Origin of the sequence: Streptomyces sudanensis, assembly GCF_023614315.1 — a bacterium.
In the GTDB taxonomy this organism is placed as follows: Bacteria; Actinomycetota; Actinomycetes; order Streptomycetales; family Streptomycetaceae; genus Streptomyces; species Streptomyces sudanensis.
In genome coordinates this window covers 3,085,959-3,105,305 of record NZ_CP095474.1, presented here as the reverse complement: position 1 = coordinate 3,105,305, position 19,347 = coordinate 3,085,959, and the positions used below count along the sequence as shown (strand labels likewise).

Annotated in this window: 11 protein-coding genes, 1 tRNA gene and 3 pseudogenes; 9 read left to right on the top strand and 6 right to left on the bottom strand. The window is 74.0% G+C overall.

From position 1 onward, the window contains the following. Nucleotides 1–39 precede the first annotated feature (39 nt). Both MW084_RS14405 and MW084_RS14400 read left to right on the top strand, forming a co-directional pair. Nucleotides 40–2,562: pseudogene (locus MW084_RS14405) on the top strand (PAS domain-containing protein); the annotation flags it as partial. Nucleotides 2,563–2,810: 248 nt separating this feature from the next. Next, nucleotides 2,811–3,696: response regulator transcription factor (locus MW084_RS14400; protein WP_476718371.1), on the top strand; the 886-nt coding region annotated here is incomplete at its 5' end. Nucleotides 3,697–3,732: 36 nt separating this feature from the next. On the opposite strand, the gene MW084_RS14395 is transcribed toward MW084_RS14400, so the two are convergent. The 4 genes from MW084_RS14395 to MW084_RS14380 all read right to left on the bottom strand — a co-directional run bounded on the left by MW084_RS14395 (nt 3,733) and on the right by MW084_RS14380 (nt 6,982). Continuing rightward, complete coding sequence (locus tag MW084_RS14395) at nt 3,733–5,382, bottom strand: long-chain fatty acid--CoA ligase (RefSeq protein ID WP_010467937.1); 1,650 nt, start codon at nt 5,380–5,382, stop codon at nt 3,733–3,735. 212 nt (nt 5,383–5,594) lie between these two features. Further along, nucleotides 5,595–6,140 (bottom strand): SigE family RNA polymerase sigma factor, encoded by a 546-nt coding sequence (locus tag MW084_RS14390; RefSeq protein ID WP_029553225.1) that lies wholly within the window; start codon nt 6,138–6,140, stop codon nt 5,595–5,597. 286 nt (nt 6,141–6,426) lie between these two features. Then, nucleotides 6,427–6,690, bottom strand: coding sequence for a hypothetical protein (locus MW084_RS14385; RefSeq protein WP_010467933.1), 264 nt, complete (start codon nt 6,688–6,690; stop codon nt 6,427–6,429). A gap of 207 nt (nt 6,691–6,897) precedes the next feature. After that, nucleotides 6,898–6,982 (bottom strand) — tRNA-Ser (locus tag MW084_RS14380). 1,313 nt (nt 6,983–8,295) lie between these two features. Here MW084_RS14380 and MW084_RS14375 point away from each other — a divergent pair. After that, nucleotides 8,296–9,414 (top strand): hypothetical protein, encoded by a 1,119-nt coding sequence (locus MW084_RS14375; protein WP_010467931.1) that lies wholly within the window; start codon nt 8,296–8,298, stop codon nt 9,412–9,414. Nucleotides 9,415–9,670: 256 nt separating this feature from the next. On the opposite strand, the pseudogene MW084_RS14370 reads toward MW084_RS14375, so the two are convergent. Then, nucleotides 9,671–10,935 (bottom strand): annotated as a pseudogene (locus MW084_RS14370) (S1C family serine protease); the annotation flags it as partial. 439 nt (nt 10,936–11,374) lie between these two features. Here MW084_RS14370 and MW084_RS14365 point away from each other — a divergent pair. The 3 genes from MW084_RS14365 to MW084_RS14355 all read left to right on the top strand — a co-directional run bounded on the left by MW084_RS14365 (nt 11,375) and on the right by MW084_RS14355 (nt 13,989). Further along, a complete protein-coding gene (locus tag MW084_RS14365) occupies nt 11,375–12,181 on the top strand; it encodes a glycerophosphodiester phosphodiesterase (RefSeq protein WP_010467927.1) in 807 nt (268 codons plus the stop codon). Nucleotides 12,182–12,227: 46 nt separating this feature from the next. Beyond that, nucleotides 12,228–12,947 carry an ATP-binding protein gene (locus tag MW084_RS14360; RefSeq protein WP_078571294.1) on the top strand — a complete coding sequence of 240 codons (720 nt, stop codon included), beginning with the start codon at nt 12,228–12,230 and terminating at the stop codon, nt 12,945–12,947. Nucleotides 12,948–13,017: 70 nt separating this feature from the next. After that, on the top strand, nt 13,018–13,989 hold the full coding sequence (locus MW084_RS14355) for a DUF5926 family protein (RefSeq protein ID WP_010467923.1): 972 nt from the start codon (nt 13,018–13,020) through the stop codon (nt 13,987–13,989). A gap of 925 nt (nt 13,990–14,914) precedes the next feature. Here MW084_RS14355 and MW084_RS14350 read toward each other — a convergent pair. Then, complete coding sequence (locus MW084_RS14350) at nt 14,915–15,655, bottom strand: bifunctional DNA primase/polymerase (protein WP_010467920.1); 741 nt, start codon at nt 15,653–15,655, stop codon at nt 14,915–14,917. Nucleotides 15,656–16,225: 570 nt separating this feature from the next. On the opposite strand from MW084_RS14350, the pseudogene MW084_RS14345 reads away from it, so the two are divergent. From MW084_RS14345 to MW084_RS14335, 3 genes and pseudogenes are all read left to right on the top strand, one after another. After that, nucleotides 16,226–16,708, top strand: a pseudogene (locus tag MW084_RS14345) (hypothetical protein); the annotation flags it as partial. A 1-nt stretch (nt 16,709) separates the two neighbouring features. Further along, nucleotides 16,710–17,676 (top strand): PP2C family protein-serine/threonine phosphatase (locus MW084_RS14340; protein WP_275563623.1); only part of this gene is annotated, 967 nt, incomplete at its 5' end. Nucleotides 17,677–17,802: 126 nt separating this feature from the next. Continuing rightward, a complete protein-coding gene (locus tag MW084_RS14335; protein WP_010467916.1) occupies nt 17,803–19,263 on the top strand; it encodes an aminopeptidase P family protein in 1,461 nt (486 codons plus the stop codon). Nucleotides 19,264–19,347: the final 84 nt, after the last annotated feature.

Genomic DNA, 19,347 nt, shown 5'->3' with positions numbered 1-19,347 from the left:
TCCGTAAGCGGCAGTAGGCAAGTGGGAGGAAGCGTCGTCGTGAGCAGCAGGCCATCCCGAGGCGCTGCTCGCCTCGCAGCCATACTCGACGCCCTGCCCGACGGGCTCGTCCTCGTCAACACCAACGGCACGGTCGTCAACGCCAACACCATCGCGCTCGAAATGTTCGAGACGCCCGGCACGGCGCTGGTGGGGCGCGGCCTGTTGGACCTGCTGCCCTCGTTCGACTCGCGCCTCATCCCCGGCTCCATGCGGCGCCCCGAGGCCGTGGACCGGCTGGGCCGGACGAAACCGGCCCGCATGGTGGCCCGGCGGACGGACGGGAGCGAGTTCCCCGTCGAGGTCACCAGCGCCGGCCTGGAGGACGGCTGCGAGGCGTACGACTCGTACGGCCCCAGCTCGTACAGCGGCCACGAACTCCTGATGATCGTCGTCCGCGACCTCTCCGGGACCATCGACACCGAGGCCGAGCTGGCCCGTTCGCGGCGCCAGACCGAGATGATCCTGCGCGCCGCCTCCGAGGGCGTCGTCGGCACGGACACGGACGGGCGCATCGTCCTGGTCAATCCCGCAGCCGCCCAGATGCTGGGCTGGCGCGCCAGCGACCTGGGCGGCAAGGAGCTCCACCCGCTGATGCTGCACTCGCGTGCGGACGGCGAGCCCTTCCCGTACGACGAGTCGCCGCTCGCGGACACGCTGCGCTCGGGGCGGAAGCACCGCGTCCGGGGGCAGGTGGTCTGGGCGAAGGACGGTTCCGCCGTGCCGGTGGACCTGACGACCGCTCCCGTGCGGGACGGGGACCAGCTCGTCGGCGCCGTCATGACGTTCGCGGACCGGCGGCCGTACGAACAGCTCGCCGAGGAGCACGCCGAGCGGGTCGCCGCGCTCCGGGAGGAGCACGCCGCGGAGGCGGCGGAGACCGCCGAGAAGCACCGGGCGGAGATCGACGCGTACGAGGAGCGGCTCGCCGACGCCGGGAAGCGGTACGCCTCGCTCGCCGGACGGCACGCCCAGCTCGCCGCCGTCCTGGGCGAGTCGCTGCGCGGACCGCTGGAGGAGCTGCGGCGCGAGCTCGGCACGCTCGCCGCGGATCCCGCCGGGCAGCTGTGGCCCGAGGCCAACCAGATCCTCCACCACCTGGCCGCCGGGTACGCCCGGATGACGACCCTCGTCGACAACGTCCTCGGCTTCCAGCGGCTGGACGTGGGCGAGGAGGAGCTCCGCAAGGAGCCGGTGCTGCTCGACGCGGTCGTGGCGGGCGGTGTCGACGGCGCGGTCGAGCTGATCGGTCCGGGGCGCGTGCAGTTCGCGGTGCACGCCCCGCCGATCGAGGCGGAGATCGACGGCGCACGCCTGGCGACCGCCCTGGCGCACCTGATCGCCGATGTCGCGGGCGTCGACTCCACGGGCAAGCGCGTCGTGCCGGACGGCGGCTACGCCGGCTCGACGATCGTGGTGGCCGCGGCGCAGCGCGGTGAGGTCGTACGGATCGAGGTACGCGGGCCGTACACGGGCGGCGACCCGGTGCACGAACCGATCGTGCGCGGGATCGTGCGCGCCCACGGTGGTGTCCTCCAAACCCACGAAGTGCCCGGCACGGGCGGCAGCGCGTACGTCCTGGAGGTGCCGCTGGGCGCGGGGAGGGGAGCCGACGCACCGGCCTCTCCCGAGGAGGAGGGCGACGCCGCCACCGGGTCGGAGCGGACCGCGGGCGGGACGGGGGCCGTGGCGCTGCCCGCCCGGCAGCCGGAGCAGGGCGGCGCCCCCGGGCCGGACTCCGTGCCCGGCGACACCGCCGCGAGCGGGGGGCGCCGACGGGCGCGGCGTTCCTCGACGGACGCGTTCCTCGACAGCCCGGTACGTGCCGAGGACCCCGTGGCGGCGCCGCCGACCGGACGCCGCCGCGCCGCCGCGCCCACGGGCGACACGGGAGAGCAGGCGCTCGTGCCCGCGCAGGGTTCCGGGAGCCCCGAGCCGACCGGGCGCCGTCGCGGACGGCCCAGTCCGGCCGAGGCCGTACCGGCGGAAGGTTCCGTCGTGATGGCCGCCGAATCGGCGCAGCCCCGTCGGGCGGCGCTCGGGGACACCGTCCCGCCGCAGGGCGTCGCTCCGGCGGGTGACGCCGTGCCGGCGCTGCCACCCGCTCCGGTACCGGCGCAGTCGCCCGCGGGACGCCGCGCGCGCCGGGCACTCGCCGTGGGTCAGAACCGCACCGGGGCCGCCGACGGAGGCGCGGCGCGTCCGGCCTTCGCCCTGCCCCCGGCGGAGGCGGACCGCGCCCGGCCCGCGCCGTCCGGCCCGGGCGCTCCGGCCGAGGACGCCCGCCACGACACCGGGCACACGGCACCGGGCGTCCACCGCACGCCGCCCCGCCCCCTTCCGGTACCGCCGGGCGCCGTTCCGCCCCCGGGCGGGGCCGGTGCCGCGGCGGGCTCCGGTGCCGTCGGTGCCCCGGTGCCGCCCGGTGTTCCGGGTGCGCCCGTGCCCACGGCCGCACCCGCCGCTCCCGGATCCGGTGACGCGCCCGTGCCGCCGACCGGAGCCGTTCCGGTGCCCCCCGGCNNNCAGCCCGCACCCCCCGCCGGCNCCCCCGGGTCCACGCAGGGCCGGGCCTTCAGCGTCCGCACCCTCGGCCAGGGCGTGCCCTTCGCGCAGCCGGGCGCCGCGGCCCAGCACCCGCCCGCCCAGAGCGCCGCCACCGGCTCNGGNTNACGCCGCCGCAAACTGGCCGCGCCCCCGGAGACCGATCCGCAGCCCGACGCGGTGGCCGCCGGAACGCCCGCGACCGGAGCCGCGCCGGCGTCACCCCNGTCCCCCGCTCCCCAGCGCCTCGGCGCCCCCGCCGAGGGACGCGCCTACGAGATAGGGGCACCGGACGAGGGCGCGGACGAGGGCCCCGAACCGCTGGACGGGCCGGGTGGCGCCGTCGAGGTCGCCAACGAACCGCAGCCGCAGCCCGTCGACGACGAGATGCCGCCCGAGCCGCTGGACAATCCCCGCCGCCTCCTCGTCTGGCCGGCGCCGGACGTCGCCACGCAGCAGGCGCTGACCGACCGCGGCTACCGGCCGGTGATCGTGCACTCCCGCGAGGAGGTCGACGCTCAGATCGCGGCGTTCCCCGCGGCGTTGTTCGTGGACCCGCTGACCGGGCCCATCACCCGCACCGCCCTCCAGTCGCTGCGCCAGGCGGCGGTCGCCGCCGAGGTGCCCGTGCTGCTGGCGGCCGGACTCGGCCAGGCCAGCCGCGAGGCCGCCTACGGCGCCGATCCCGCCGTACTCCTCAAGGCGCTGGCGCCGCGCGACAGCGAGCAGCACCCGTCGCGGGTCCTGCTGATCGAGGAACACGACGAGATCGCGCACGCGTTGGCGGGCGCCCTGGAGCGGCGCGGCATGCAGGTGCAGCGGGCGGCGGTGGACGGCGAGGCGGTCGCCCTCGCCACACAGCTGCCGCCGAACCTCGTCGTCATGGACCTGATGCAGGTGCGGCGCCGACGGGCCGGGATCATCGACTGGCTGCGCGCCAACGGCCACCTGAACCGCACACCGCTCGTCGTCTACACCTCGGCCGACCTCGACGAGGCGGACCTGCCGCGACTGGCGTCGGGGGAGACCGTGTTGTTCCTGGCCGAGCGGTCCACCCACCCCGAGGTGCAGTCACGGATCGTCGACCTCCTCGCGAAGATCGGCACCAACTGACCCGACGAGTCCCGCCTCATGTGGCGGGCCGGCCGGTCAGAGCCGGGTGACGTCCAGTTCGCCGTCCGCGTACTGCTTGCGGATCACCTTCTTGTCGAACTTGCCGACGCTCGTCTTCGGCACCGCGGGGACGACCGCCCAGCGTTCCGGCAGCTGCCATGCGGCGACGCCCGAATCGGCCAGGAACGCGCGCAGCGCCTCGTGATCGGGGGCCGCGCCCTCCTTGAGGACGACCGTCGCGAGCGGGCGCTCGCCCCACCGCTCGTCCGGGACGGCCACGACGGCGGCCTCGGCGACGTCCGGGTGGCCCATCAGGGCGTTCTCCAGCTCGACCGACGAGATCCACTCACCGCCGGACTTGATGACGTCCTTCGCCCGGTCCGTGAGGGTGAGGTACCCGTCGGGGCTGATGATGCCGATGTCCCCGGTCTTCAGCCAGCCGTCCTCGCTGAACCTGTCCCCGGGGCGCAGCGGCTCGCCCGTCGCACCGCCGTAGTAGGCGCCCGCGATCCACGGGCCGCGGACCTCCAGCTCACCGGCCGACTCCCCGTCCCACGGCAGCACCTCGCCCGCCGGACCTGTCAGCCGCGCCTCGACACCGGCCGGGAAACGGCCCTGTGTGACGCGGTACGGCCACGCCTCCTCGTCGGACAGGCCGGCCGGCGGGAACGCCATGGTGCCGAGCGGGGAGGTCTCCGTCATGCCCCATGCGTGGCAGACGCGGACGCCCAGTCCGTCGTACGCCTCCATGAGGGAGGGCGGACAGGCGGCGCCTCCGATGGTGACGTCGGCCAGGGAGGAGAGGTCGCGGGGGCGCGCCGTCACCTCGGCGAGGAGACCCTGCCAGATGGTGGGGACGGCGGCGGCGTGCGTGGGCCGCTCCTTCTCGATCATCTCGGCGAGCGGGGCGGGCTGGAGGAAGCGGTCCGGCATCAGCATGTTCGCCCCGCTCATGAAGGCGGCGTGCGGCAGGCCCCAGGCGTTCACGTGGAACTGCGGGACGACGACGAGGGTCGTGTCGCGGTCGGTGAGGCCCATGGATTCGGACATGTTCACCTGCATCGAGTGCAGGTAGACGGAGCGGTGGGAGTAGACGACGCCCTTGGGGTCCCCGGTGGTGCCGGAGGTGTAGCACATGGCTGCCGCCCTGCGCTCGTCCAGCTCCGGCCAGTCGAAGGCGTCCGGACGGCCCGCTATCAGTTCCTCGTAGTCGTGCACGCGCGGAGCGGAGCCGTCGAGGACGGAGCGGTCACCGGGGCCGGAGACGACGACGTGCCCGACCGTCGGCAGGTGCGGCAGGAGCGGTGCGAGGAGGGGCAGGAGGGATCCGTCGACCAGGACCACCCGGTCGGCGGCGTGGTTGACGATCCAGATCAGCTGCTCGGCGGGCAGGCGCAGGTTGAGCGTGTGCAGGACGGCGCCCATGGCGGGAACCGCCAGGTACGCCTCGACGTGTTCGGCGTTGTTCCACATGAAGGTCGCGACCCGGTCGTCACCGACGACCCCGAGTTCGTCGCGCAGGGCGCCGGCCAGCCGTGAGGCCCGGACGCCGGCTTCGGCGAAGCTGCGGCGGCGCGGTTCCGGCCCTCCGGTCCAGGTGGTGATCTCCGACTTCCCGTGGATCGTCATCCCGTGACGGAGGAGACGGGTGACAGTCAGCGGTACGTCCTGCATGGTGCTCAGCACGGCGTCCTCCAGATGGGCGCTCGCCACGCGGCGATGCGATCCGGCGATTCTGCGCACGTACCGAGCGCCGTGTCACTATCCGTGGGAACGCGGTTTCACGTGAAACCCCCGCGCGGGCACCCGGTCATCCGGGAGAACGCGGTTTCACGTGAAACGACGCGCACGGGCACCCGGTCCACCGCGTCTCCGTCTCCGCACGGACGCCGCTCTCCTCACCGTGCCGGCGTGAGATCCGGATCCTCCCGGAGCTTGCGGAGCGCACGGGAGACGGCGCTCTTGACCGTGCCCACGGAAACCCCGAGCACCGCCGCCGTCTGCACCTCGCTGAGGTCCTCGTAGTACCGGAGGACGACCATGGCGCGCTGCCGGTCGGGGAGCCGCATGACCGCGCGCCACATCGCGTCGTGCAGGGCCTGCCGCTCGGCCGGGTCGGACCCCGGCGCGCCGTACGGCTCGGGCAGCTCGTCACATGCGAACTCGTCCACCTTGCGTTTGCGCCACTGCGACGTACGCGTGTTGATGAGGGCGCGGCGCACATAGCCGTCGAGGGCACGGTGGTCCTCGATGCGCTCCCAGGCCACGTACGTCTTGGTGAGGGCGGTCTGCAACAGGTCCTCGGCATCGCTCGGGTTGGCGGTGAGCGAACGGGCGGTACGCAGCAGGAGTGGTCCCCGTGCCCGCACGTAGGAGGAGAAGGACGGATAAGCGGTGGTGGCCGTGCGGGCTCCGGCGCAGAAGGAGCCAGTAGTCGCGGTCATGCGACCACGCTAGGAGCGGGCGCCCGCCGGGGGATCGCCCCCAGGTCCCGAAACGGTGTCCCCCTCAGGTCGTAGGGGTGGCGCGGGCCCCACCTCCTGTGGGGGGAGGAGGCGGCCGTACGACCCGAGTCCCGGAGCACGGGCGGGACGCGGAACCTCCCGCGCTGTTGTACGTGCCACCGGATCCCCGCCTCGCCCCGCACCTCGGGACGAAGCCCTACCGGAACCCCGCGGGATCATGATCACTCACCCCGGAGCAGTTCCACTCCGAGGCCGTTCCGCCGGCCTACTCCTGAATCGGCAGGTCCGGATGGGCGGATACGAAGAGCGCGTACGCAACGGCCGCCGCCGTACCCAGGGACGAGAGCGCCAGACCGGCCAGGGGCTGCGCACGGCTGACGCCCTGCCGTGCGGCAGCGCGGTATTCGACGGCACCCAGGACGAGGCCCGTGAAGCCGAGCGGCAGGGCCAGCGCCCAGACGAGCATCCAGAACGGGCAGCAGAACCAGAACGCAACGGAAGCCGCGCCGAAGACGACGGAACGGCTCATCCGCCCAGACCCGTCACCGGCCGGACCTCCGATGGGGGCCACACTCCGGCCGAAACAGCAGGGCAAGGAGACTCAGCCCCCCGGCAATCACCGCACCCCTCACCTGCCTGGTCCAACGGGAAGTCACGCGGCGCATCGGACCGTCACGCTGTCCGGACATGCGCATGGCCCCCGGACCATTCGACCGGTCGAGGGCCATGCGCAGGGCGGTGGGTGTGGGATTTGAACCCACGGTGACTCGCGCCACGACGGTTTTCAAGACCGTTCCCTTAGGCCGCTCGGGCAACCCACCTTCGCCCCGTGTCGCTGCGGAGCGGGCTACAGACTACCGGCTGCCCGGCGGGCGTGGGCGCGCACCGGTCGGCGTGAGGAACGGGGTGAGGGGGCCCGGGGAGCAGTGGCGCGGGGTGCCAGGGAGCCGCGGCGAACTTCCCTGCGCGGGAATCCTGTTGACCTCACGGGGACGGTTCGCCACCGTGCCTCGTGGCCGAGGTGCGTCTCCGAGGTGGGGAGGGCCGCCGTGTGCCCCTCGGCCGGAAGTGGGCATCACGCGACCCGAGCGTCCTGCGCCGGAACGGCTCGTAACCGATGCGGCGGCACACACCCCCGCTCCGGGTGCGTCACCGGGCGGGACGTTCCCCATCCGCCGCCGGCACGCCTCGGCGGTCTCCCCCGCATCCGCCGACCACCGAGGTTCACAGCCCTGTGCCCCGATCGCTCCCACGGGCTCCGCGTCCATGGCGTCCTATGGCTTCCGCGCGTCGGCACATCCGCCCGGGCTCGATCCGTGGATCAGTGCCGGTCGAAACCGAAAAGAAAGCGGCATCGAGCGAACACGCCGCATCCGGGACCCAGGGATACGCCGGCTTCCGAGGCCCGTGGAGCGGGACCTCTCCTATGACATGTTCCACGCCCGTTTCCTCCCTCCGCCCCACGGCGAGAACGTCCGCCGGGCCCGTGGCCGCAGGAGGGGCCCCAGGAACGGAGCCGGACGAGACGGCCACCGCGGGACCCGCGGCCGACGCGGGCACGGCCCCGTGGAACGAACGGGGGTAGGCACGCGAGGTGCGACACGACGGCTCCTCACCGCCCCTCGTTACCGACCTGAGCTGTCCCCCGGTCCGGCAGCAGCGAACGTGACGGACGACGGCGGCAGTGGTCATGGGAGGCGGCGGCGCCCCGCCACCCCCACCCGTCGTATGATGTGTATAGGAGACAGGCCCGACCCCCCCNGCTACCACGTCCGCAGGCCGCGGGCATGCCGCTATCCGGCGTTCCGGGGCGAACACACGGGTCGATGCACACGTACGGGGTGGCGGTACACGAAGCAGCATCATGCGTACGGGTGAGCGTCGGGCCCGGGGAGCGGGGTAGGGGGCCGCCTTCCCGAAGGTTGCCGCGGATCAGGTCCGATGAGCGCTCAAGGAGTGAAAAACCCTCGGAACAAAGGCGTTTCCGAAAAGAAGCGACACCCTGAAACATCTTTCCGGTCGTCTTCGACCAGCAGCGTGCGCGTGTCTACACGGGCGTAAACGTCCTGATTGTTCAGAATGTTGCCAACTGCCCCAGTTGAAACTATGAAGTTTCGTTGCCGAGGAGCATGACATGCAGGTTCGCAGGTGGCTCCCAGACCAGCCCACCCGTATCGGCCGGCACGACTGGCCGGACGAGGGTGACAACGGAACGCACATGCGACTGCGGGCCGGCTCCATCGTGGTACTCGACCGGCAGGCGTGGCGGATCCTGGAGATCAACGGCTATACCGGCGACCGGTGGCCGGACTCCTACGAGAAGGCGTGGCGCGACCACGTGGAGCTGTGGTGGCACGCCAACGAGCTGCGGCGGGCCAACAACCAGGCGGTCAAACCGGCCCCCGAGCGGGCCGAGTTCTACAAGCGCCCGGTGATCCTGGTGCTGCGCAACGAGAACCTGCCCCGGTCCACCCCGAAGCACTGGTGCGCCCCCGCCAGCCACGACTGGCAGGTCCTCCCCGAGCACTACGCCGTCTGCCGGGCCTGCGGCGAGCTGCCGCCCTGCCGCCACGGGGAGTACCGGTGGGAGGGCGGCCCCCGCTGGCCGGAGCAGAACGGCGGCATCCCGCTCATGGTGCCGGAGTACTGCTGCATGGGGTGCGCCGAGCCGATCAGGCCGCGCATGCGGACCGTGCGCTTCCCGGGCCCGAACCTCTGGTACCCGGACCTCGGGGAGGACACGGCCGTCTTCCACGCCCGCACCGCCTGCGCCGACCAGGTCGACTGCTACCGCGTGCAGTGGCAGGCCGAGTACGACCCGCGTTCCTCCGGGCACTCCGCCACCCCGGCGTTCCCGGGTTTCGAGCAGTTCGTACTGCCCCGGACGCGCAACGCGCCGGACGTCCCCCCGCACGGCCGGCCGAACGGCACGGTCCCGGCCGACCCCGAGCCGGCGCACCGGCCCGCCCACCAGGCGTCCGCGGCCTCCGGCGTGCCCGCGGCGGACCCGGCGGCACCGACCCACCCGGCCGCGCCGGGACCCGCTCCGGCGACCGAGACGCCCACCGCGGTCCCCGCCGCCGAGAGCGCCGGGATGGCCCTCCGGGCGGCGGAGGAACTGGGGCTCTCCCTCGCCGAACGCCCGGCCTTCCACAACGCGGAGCAGGCGGCCCGGGTGATCGAGGAGCTCACCGCCGCGGTCCGCAACATCGCGCTCTGCCTGAACGACCCGGCCGCCCGCGCGCGTTCCTGACCGGCGGGGACGGGCGCCACGTCCCCGCCGCCGACCGGTCCCGCCGCGGCGCCGCCGACCGGTCCCGCCGCGGCGCCGCCGACCGGTCCCGCGCCGCGGNNGNCCCGGCGNNNNCGGCGGCCACCGGGCGGAAGGCCCGGCCGCCGGACCCGTCCGGGTCCCCCGCCGACCGGTGCCCGCCGCCCGCCGCGCCGGGCGGGTGCTCCGTACCGGGGACCCCCGCCGGGGAGCCGCGGACCGGGAGGGAACGGCGGGGTCAGTCGCCCTTGCGTTCGCCGAGGGTGACCTGGACCTGCTTCTCCTGGCCGCCGCGCTTGTACGTCAGGGGCACCGTGTCGCCGGGCTGGTGGGTCCAGATCTCGCTGATCAGCGTCGGGCCGCTGTCGATGATGCGGTTGCCGAAGCGGGTGATCACGTCGCCCGGACGCAGACCGGCCTTGGCCGCGGGGCCGTTCGGGGTGATCGACGGCGTGCCGCCCGTGCCCTCCTCGACGATCGTGGCGCCCTCGCCCTCCTCCGACATGTCCACCGTCGCGCCGATCATGGGGTAGACCGGTTCGCCCGTCTTGATGAGCTGCTCGGCGACGTTCTTCGCCTGGTTGACCGGGATCGCGAAGCCGAGGCCCACCGAGCCCGCCTGGGACTGGCCGAGCCCGCCCGAACCGGGCGACTGGATGGCGGAGTTGATGCCGATCACCGCGCCGCGGCCGTCCAGGAGGGGGCCGCCGGAGTTGCCGGGGTTGATCGACGCGTCCGTCTGGAGGGCGCTCATGTACGAGTTCTTGCCGCCGGAGCCGTCGCCGGAGGCGACCGGACGGTTCTTCGCGCTGATGATGCCGGTCGTCACCGTGTTGGACAGGCCGAACGGCGCGCCGATCGCGATCGTCGGGTCGCCCACGGCCACCTTGTCGGAATCGCCCAGCGGCAGGGGCGTCAGACCCTCGGGGGCGTCGCGGAGCTTCAGCACGGCCACGTCGTACCCCTGGGCCCGGCCGACCACCTCGGCGTCGAACCTCCTGCCGTCCGAGAAGGTCGCCGTGACCGTGCCCGCCTCGGCCGCCGACGCCACCACGTGGTTGTTGGTGAGGATGTGGCCCTCCCGGTCGTACACGAAGCCCGTGCCGGTGCCGCCCGTGCCGCCCTCGGCGTCCGAACCGGCGGCCTTCGCCTCGATCGTGACGACGCTCGGCAGGGCCTTGGAGGCGACCGCCGCGACCGTGCCGGGCTCGCGCTTGAAGCTCGCGGGCGTGTCGCCGGCGGAAACCGTCGTCGAGGTGCTCGCGCCGTCGTTGCGCTCCGCCGCCCAGTACCCGATGCCGCCGCCGACGCCCCCGGCCACCAGGGCGGCGGCCAGCATCGTCGCGACGAGCCCGCCGGAGCGCCTGCGCGGCGGCGGGACCGCGGCGGGAACGGCGGGATGCGCGTGCCACTGGTCACCGGGGCCGCCCGCCGGACCGTGGGCGTACGCCTGGGCCGCATGGGCGCCGCCCGGCGTCCCGTACGGCCCGGCGGGCGGCGCGGNCGGGNGTGGGGNCTTTGGGGTAGGGGGTCCCGGACGGACCTGCCGCGGGGACGGTGGGGTCCTGCTCCCGTGCCCCGCTCGGCGTCCCCTCCGGCGTCCGCCCCGCGTCTCCGGGAGGGGGCGCGGACGCCGTGGGCTTCGCCGGGGCGCCCTCCGGAGCGGACGCGGACGGGGCGTCGGGGGCGGACGGAACCGCAGTGCCCTCGTTCTCGGTGCTCACAGCTCGTTCTCCTCGGTATCCACGTCGTCGTATCGGCACGAACCCGCCGTGCAGTCTCCGCCCCCAGCTTTTCCTACCGCTCGTCAGGCCACTGTAAGCGGGACCCGCGCCTTCGCCTCCTCTCCTTTATCTCCGACAATCCGGACGCGAATCCGCGCGGCCGGAGCCGGCCTCCGACCGGTCCCCACCCGCCGGGCGAACGGTGGCACCATGACGCGGTGACCCACCCACGCAGGCACAGCCCCCAAGTCGTCGCCCACCGGGGCGCCTCCGAGGAAGCCCCCGAGCACACCCTCGCCGCGTACGTGAAGGCGATCGAGGACGGAGCGGACGCCCTGGAGTGCGACGTGCGGCTCACCGCGGACGGCCATCTGGTCTGCGTGCACGACCGCCGCGTGAACCGCACCTCCAACGGGCGCGGCGCCGTCTCGGGCCTGGAACTGGCCGACCTGTCCGCCCTCGACTTCGGCTCGTGGAAGGACAGCCGCGAGAGCCCGGACTGGGAAGGACCCGAGTACACCTCGGTCCTCACCCTGGAGCGGTTGCTGGAGCTGGTCGTCGACGCGGGCCGGCGCGTCGAGCTCGCCGTCGAGACGAAGCACCCCACGCGCTGGGCGGGCCGGGTGGAGGAACGGCTGGTCCGGCTGCTGCGCCGGTTCGGCCTCGCCGACCCTCCGGCGCCCGCCGAGTCGGCCGTGCGGGTCATGAGTTTCTCGCCCCGGTCGCTGCAACGGGTCACGGCGCTCGCGCCCGCCCTCCCGACCGTCTACCTCACGCAGTTCGTCGCGCCCCGGCCGCGTGAGGGCCGCCTCCCGGGCGGTGCCCGGATCGCCGGGCCCTCGATCCGGATCGTCCGGAACCACCCCGCGTACGTGCAGCGCCTCCACGACGCCGGGCTCCAGGTCCACGTGTGGACGGTCGACGCCCCCGAGGACGTCGACCTCTGCGCCCGCCTCGGAGTGGACGCCGTCATCACCAACCGCCCGGGCCGGGTCCTGGCCCAACTGGGCCGCGCGCCCCGGTAGCGGCGGCAGCGCTCCGGTGCGCCCGGCGCGCGGCGGATCGTGCCGGATGTGCCGCCGTGCGCGGATCGGCCGGTTTCCGGCCCGGGCCGGAGGGGCATTCACACCGTGGCGTGGGGCGAAGGAGGTCTCGGGGGTGACGTTGGTGGTGGCACAGGGAGTGCCGACGTCGTCGAGCATGGCCGTACCCCACGGCCCTGCGGGCGTGGGCGAGGCGAGGCGCCGCATGCGGGAGCAGCTGCGGCGCGGCGGCGTCCCGGAGGCGGTCGTCGACGACGCGGTGCTGGTCCTCTCCGAACTGCTCAGCAACTCCTGCCGGTACGGCAGGCCGCTGGACGCCGCCGGGATCGGCGAGGGAGCCGTCCGGGCCGCCTGGCGGATCGACGTCCACGGTGCCCTGACCGTCGAGGTGACGGACGGCGGTGGCCCCACCCGGCCGGTCCCGTCCACGCCCTCGGTCACCGCACGCGGCGGCCGGGGACTCAACATCATCGACGCGCTCGCCCGGGACTGGGGGGTACGCGACAGCGCGTCCGGCGAGGTCACGGTGTGGGCCCTCATGGGAGAGGCGCCACCGCGCCACGAGGGCACCACCGCACGCGCCGCCGGCCGGCGCGACGGCTCCGCCGGCGGGCCCCTCCCCCGGGTGAACGGCGCGCGCCACCTGCGCGCGCCCGGCAGGGCGGGCTCCCGGACGGGCGCGGTCGCGAACACGGCGCCTCCGCCGGGCGGGGCGGGGTTCCTCGGCGGGTACGAGGACACGGACTGACGCCCGCCGCCCTCCCGTGCGGCTAGGCTCGCGGCCGACAGACGACCGCGTTCCATCGGGAGACCCACGCATGGCCAAGAAGCGCCCCCAGAAGAAGGCCGCCGGCGCACCGCAGGTGACGGACGGGGAAGTACCGGTCGTCGGCGCCCGCGAACCCTGCCCGTGCGGTTCGGGCCGCCGTTACAAGGCCTGCCACGGGCGGGCCGCCGCGCACGCGGTGACCGAACTCGTGCAGCGCCCGTTCGAGGGTCTGGCCGGCGAGTGCGACTGGGTGGCGCTGCGCGAGCTGGTGCCGGCCGCGACCGCGCCGCTGCGCCTGAAGGGCGGACTGCCCGAGGGCGTCCCGTCCGTCACGCTCGCGACCGTCCTGCCGATGGCGTGGCCCGCGCTGCGCCGCGAAGACGGCTCCGTACTGCTGGCACTGCAGAACGACACGTCCTCCGGTGACCTGAGCCGCGACCTGGCGGACACGCTCCGGCGTGCGCTGGAGGCCGAGCCCGGTACGCCGGTGCCCGCGCGCCGGGTGCCGGCGCAGGGGCCGCGCCTCCAGGACCTCCTCGACCCGGAGGCGGGATTCGAGCCGGTCGTCCACACGGGCTTCGAATTCTGGGTGCCCGAGTCCGCGGAAGCCGCGTCACCCGAGGTCACCGCGTCGCTGGAGCGGGCCAACACCGCCGCGATCCCGACGGTGCGGCTGCCGGGCGCGGAGGCCGCGTACTGGTGCGAGACGCCGGAGAAGAACCACCTGCGCTGGGTCATGCCCCACCCGGAGGAGAAGCTGCTCGACGCGCTCGCCCGGTTGCACGCCGCCGGGGCGTCCTCGCTCGGTGAGGGCACGCGTCTCGTCGGGTCGTTCCGGGCCCACGGCCTGGTCGTGCCGGTGTGGGACCTGCCGAGCGGCATGACGGCGGAGGACTGCGAGAAGCCGGCCGCCGGGTTCGCGGAGCGGCTCGCGGGGGCGCTGGCGTCCGATGCGCCGCTGACGGCGGAGGAGCGGCGGGCGCGCGGCGGGCTCACCAACCGTCAGGTCACCCTCAGCTGAGGTCCCGGCGGGCGGTGGCACCGCCCCGGTGACGGGTCCCGACGGCTTGCGGAACCGAATCCCCGCCGAATCCCCGCCCCTCGATAAAACGGCTGTCCGAATAAGAGAGATCGAATTTGCGAAACACCGATCTCTTGTTACCGTTCTGGAGGCCCGGCCGCTGGTGCATCCCCCGTCGCCAGCGGTCGGGTTCTTGCATTTCCGCAGGATCGGTTCTTCCGATAGCGGTACTCCTCCCGGCCCGTCCGCCCCTGCGGATGGTCGCCCCCGGCATCGGTGACGAACGGCTTTCCCGGTCTTCGCTCCGACGGCTCCACGGCCGCCGCGCGGTCACCGATTTCACCGGCACCGCCGTCACGTGGGATTTCGCGGATGCCGGGCCGCCCCCGGCACGGGACCGCGCGCGGTGCGGCCGGCCGTGCCCGGAGCAGCGCACGGCTTCGCCCCCGGTACCGCCTGCCACCGTCCGCGCCCGCGCGCCGGCTCCCGTCGGCGGAAGCGCACGCCCGCGCCTCGTCCCCGCCCGGAAATGGCGGGCGGAACCGCACCGCACCATGAGGACCACCCCTTCGGACTGCCGTCGGTTTCGGCCAGAAAAACGGCGGAGCCGGACGTACGGCCGGGACGGAGGTTCCGCGAGGGACGAACGGGGCGGATGCGGAAGCGTATCCGCCGACGGGCCGGGTCCGTGCGGAGGTCCTGCGGCCGGAGTCGGCGTGGTGGTCGCGGCGGCGCCGAGCCGGACCGCGGCCGGGCCCTCTGCCGTCCCGTCCGGCCCGCCGCGCTGCCCGACGGCGGAATTCCGGTGGGAGGCGTGTGCCCGGGGGAAGCGCGCCCGTCCTCCCGAGACGGGCCCCGCCTCCGTACGGGTGGCCCGCCGGGCCGCGGACCGACTCGTGTCCGCGGCCCGGCGTGCCGCCACCGCTCAGTACCGCAGCCGACTGCCGCCGTCCGGGGCGCCCGTGCTCGCCTCGACCAGCGCGTCCACGACCGCCTCCACGTCCGGGAGCCACAAACCGCCCGGCGCGGGCGGCCGCTCCCAGCGCACCCCGCCCGCACCCGTCTGCGACGGCGGCAGCACCAGGTACCCGCCCTCGCCGTGGAAACGGAGCGAACTCGGCACGCAGTCCTTCGCGTACAGCAGCTCACCCAGCCTTTCCAGGGAGTACGGCGCCACCAGCAGCGACCAGCGCGTCGGGGTCGCCACCACGGGCCCGATCCGCAGCCCGCGCCGGTCGAGGACGGTCAGGGCGCGGGCCGCGGCGGTGCCCGGAAGGCTCACCGCGCAGGGGGCGCGCCCGCCCGTGGCGAGCAGCACGGGTGCGTCGGGGCGGTTCGTCCACCACCAGCGCACCATCCGGGGGTCCGCGGTGGCCGCGAGCAACCCGGGGTCGAAGGGGTGTGCGCCGGGGACGACGCAGTCGGGGTCGGGGCAGGCACAGGCGCGCACCGGCCCTCCGGAGCCGCCCACCACCTTGCCGGTCTTCGTCGTCCAGGCCGTCCAGGCCGTCCTGGTCGTCCTGGTCGTCTCGGCCGTTTCGAGTCCCACACCGGGGAGCACGGGCCAGTGCCATTCGGTGGCGCAGTGCAGCGCCGCGTCGAGGAGGGCCGGTCCCTTCTTGCGCCCGAACCGGAGCCTGCGCCGCATTCCGAGGATCTCGCGCATGAGCGCTCGTTCCTTTCCGTTGAACGCCGAGGTCCACATCACAACAGGTGTGCGTCAGTTCACTGTGCGTACGGGGCGGCGAAGCGCCACCCGGGCCGCCGGCAGGGATGCCGAGCGGTCGGACAATACCGCCGGGAGCCGACATCGGCCGGGCCCGTCGAGCGGCCGCTGGAGAACGGCGTGCTCAGGACGCCGCTCGCGCCGGGGCCGTGCGCTCCCGGCGGAGAAGACGCCAGGACCCGTGCGGAGTTCCGGGACCGCTCCGGCCTCCCCGACCCCGACGACGCATCCCGTCCGCCGAGGACGCGGCCCCGGACCCACCGGATGTCGTTCGGGGCGGCACCCCTGGTCGAACGCGCTCAGTCGACCGCAAATCCTCTCCATAGAGACTGTTTTTCAGCCAAGTTCGATATCAGACGGACACCACGCCCCTCACCGGACAATGCTGGACATCTCCTTACGTGTACGTGTACATCTGGATGCAGCGGTGGCAGGCATCACGACATGCGGATTGACATGGGGGTTTGCGATGCTGTTGAGCGATGGGGAGCAGTCGGGAAGCCGACTGCCATGAGTGTCCCCCGCCTGCCGAAAGTGGCCGGAATCGGTTCAGTGGTTCCTTCCCCCGCCCACACTGCCTCGTCCCTCCCGGGTATCCCCGCTGCGGCTTGTGAACCCGATGCCCCGAACCTGAACGGGCTCGCGGACCGGGTGTCGGACCTGACGGACCTTCACCGGTTCGCCGAGCGCCTCGCCCGTACGCGCACCCTCGACGAGGCGCTCCGGGAACTGCTGAGCGCCGGTGCGGCCCTCGTCGGAGCCCGGCGCGGCATGGCCGTCCTCGAACCGGCCGACGGACAGGGGCCGACCGCCACCGTCGGGCTCGGGCTCGCCCACGCCGACCTCGGCACCATCGAGACCCTTCCCCGCAGCGCCACCCCCCACGGGCGCATCCTCGACGGCCTGCCCGGCGGTCCGCTCCCCGACCCCCGGCCGTCGCCCCCGGACCACGCACCGCCTGTGTATAAGAGCCAGACCCGGTGGCCCCCCCGCNCGGCATCCCCGGCGCCGTCGCCGTCCCCGACATCCCCGGTGACGAGCGCCTGGACCCCCGTCACCGCGAGGTCGCCGCCCGCCTCGGCTTCGCCGCCAGCTACGCCCTGCCGCTCACCGCCCAGGAGGACGGCCGGCTGGGTGCCGCCGTCTGGCTGTACGACGAGCCGGCCGAGCCCGACGGGCACCGCCGTCACCTCGTCGGCCTCTACGGGCGGTACGCCTCCGAGCACCTGGCCCGGCTCCGGGAACTGGAGCGCGGACGCGTCGAACTCACCGCCCTCACCAAGGAACTGCTGCCCGTCCGGCTGCCGTACCTCCCGGGCGTCCGTCTGGCGGCGCGCCGCGTCGCCGGGGCGCAGGGCGGCGACTGGTACGACGCCCTGCCGCTGCCGGAGGGCGCGTTGGGCCTGGCGGTGGGGTCCGTGTCCGGCACCGGGCCGGACGCCTTGGCGGCGACGGCACGGCTGCGCGCCTCCCTCCGGGCGTACGCCGTGATGGAGGGCGAGGACCCGGTCGCCGTGCTGTCCGACCTGGAACTGCTGCTGCGGCTCACCGAACCCGCGCGGTCCGCCACGGCCCTGTTCGCCTACGCGGAACCGGCGCGGCGGAGGATCACCCTGGCCGGTGCGGGGCACGCGCCGCCCCTGATCGTCGGCGACCGGCGCACCGAGTACGTCGAGACGTCCCTGTCGGCACCGCTGGGCATGCTCGCCTGCTGGGAGGCGCCGAGCGTGGAGTTCGACGTGCGGCCCGGGGAGACGGTGCTCCTCTACACGGACGGCCTGCTGCGCCGGATCGGCGGCTCCGCCGATCGCGCCTCCGTCCTGCTGCACGCCGCGGCGGCGAGCGTGCCGAGAGCCGACCGGGCTGACCCGGGGAAGGTCGCGGACCACGTGCTGCGCCTCGTGCATGCCGGGGGGCGGGGCGGCGAGGACGTCGCCGTGCTCGCCGCCTGCTTCGCCTAGGACCGGAGCGGGACGGCGGACGAACCGCCTCACCTGGGGCGTCTTCCCACACACCCGTACGATGGTGGTACCCCGGGCTCTCGACTCGGGCAGGGGTCCAGTGTCAGTACCGAAGGAGGCGGACCCGTGGCCGATGAGCTCACTGCGCAGACCCCGGACAGCGGTGAGGAGCCGATCGAGCAGCGCAAGAACGGCTTGTACCCGGGCGTCTCCGACGAACTCGCCGAGAACATGAAGTCGGGCTGGGCCGACACCGGGCTGCGCGACCTGAAGCCGATCGCCCAGGCCGCCCATACGGCCGCACGCCGCGACGCGCTCTCGGCCCGCTTCCCCGGCGAGCGCCTGGTGATCCCCGCGGGCAACCTGAGGACGCGCGCGAACGACACGGAGTACCGCTTCCGCGCCGCCACCGAGTACGCGTACCTCACCGGCAACCAGACCGAGGACGGTGTCCTGGTGCTGGAGCCGAGGGCCGGCGGCGAGGGCCATGACGCGACGCTGTACCTGCTGCCGCGTTCCGACCGGGAGAACGGCGAGTTCTGGCTGTCCGGCCACGGCGAGCTGTGGGTGGGCCGCCGCCACTCGCTGAGTGAGGCCGCCACCCTGTACGGCATTCCCACCCGCGATGTGCGCGAGCTGCCCGGCCTGAGCGGGGCCACCGGCCCGGTGCGTGTCGTGCGCGGCTATGACGCGGGCGTCGAGAAGATCCTCGACGGCAGGACCGACGCCGAGCGGGACGAGGAGCTCAGGGTCTTCCTCTCCGAGGCGCGGCTCGTCAAGGACGACTTCGAGATCGCCGAACTGGAGAAGGCGTGTGCTTCCACGGCGCGCGGTTTCGAAGACGTCGTGAGGGTTCTCGACAAGGCCGAGGCGACCTCCGAGCGCTACATCGAGGGCACGTTCTTCCTGCGGGCCCGCGTCGAGGGCAACGACGTCGGTTACGGCTCCATCTGCGCGGCCGGTCCGCACGCCTGCACCCTGCACTGGGTCCGCAACGACGGGCCGGTCCGCTCCGGCGACCTGCTCCTGCTGGACGCGGGTGTCGAGACCAACGAGCTGTACACCGCGGACGTCACCCGGACACTGCCGATCTCCGGCACGTTCACCGACCTCCAGCGGAAGATCTACGACGCCGTCTACGAAGCGCAGGAGGCAGGCATCGCGGCGGTCAGGCCGGGTGCCGCGTTCCGCGACTTCCACGACGCCGCGCAGCGCGTGCTCGCCGGGAAGCTCGTCGAGTGGGGTCTGCTGGAGGGACCGGTCGAGCGGGTCCTGGAACTGGGTCTCCAGCGACGCTGGACCCTGCACGGCACCGGTCACATGCTCGGCATGGACGTCCACGACTGCGCGGCGGCACGTACCGAGGCGTACGCGGGCGGCACCCTGGAACCGGGCATGTGCCTGACGGTCGAGCCGGGGCTGTACTTCCAGGCGGACGACCTGACCGTGCCGGAGGAGTACCGGGGCATCGGCGTTCGGATCGAGGACGACATCCTGGTGACCGAGGACGGGAACCGGAACCTGTCGGAGGCGCTTCCGCGCCGGTCCGACGAGGTCGAGACATGGATGGCGAGCCTGAAGGGCTGATGCCTGCGGAGGGTTCGGCCACCTCGGTGCCCGGCGGGTTCCCCACGACGTTTCACGTGGAACGGACCGGGACGGGCCCACGTT

What these genes read in the sequence shown, in the direction of transcription:
- MW084_RS14390 (WP_029553225.1), bottom strand. Translation starts at nt 6,140, where the DNA reads ATGACCGCGACTACTGGCTCCTTCTGCGCCGGAGCCCGCACGGCCACC.
- MW084_RS14385 (WP_010467933.1), bottom strand. Translation starts at nt 6,690, where the DNA reads ATGAGCCGTTCCGTCGTCTTCGGCGCGGCTTCCGTTGCGTTCTGGTTC.
- MW084_RS14375 (WP_010467931.1), top strand. Translation starts at nt 8,296, where the DNA reads ATGCAGGTTCGCAGGTGGCTCCCAGACCAGCCCACCCGTATCGGCCGG.
- MW084_RS14360 (WP_078571294.1), top strand. Translation starts at nt 12,228, where the DNA reads ATGTGCCGCCGTGCGCGGATCGGCCGGTTTCCGGCCCGGGCCGGAGGG.
- MW084_RS14355 (WP_010467923.1), top strand. Translation starts at nt 13,018, where the DNA reads ATGGCCAAGAAGCGCCCCCAGAAGAAGGCCGCCGGCGCACCGCAGGTG.
- MW084_RS14350 (WP_010467920.1), bottom strand. Translation starts at nt 15,655, where the DNA reads ATGCGCGAGATCCTCGGAATGCGGCGCAGGCTCCGGTTCGGGCGCAAG.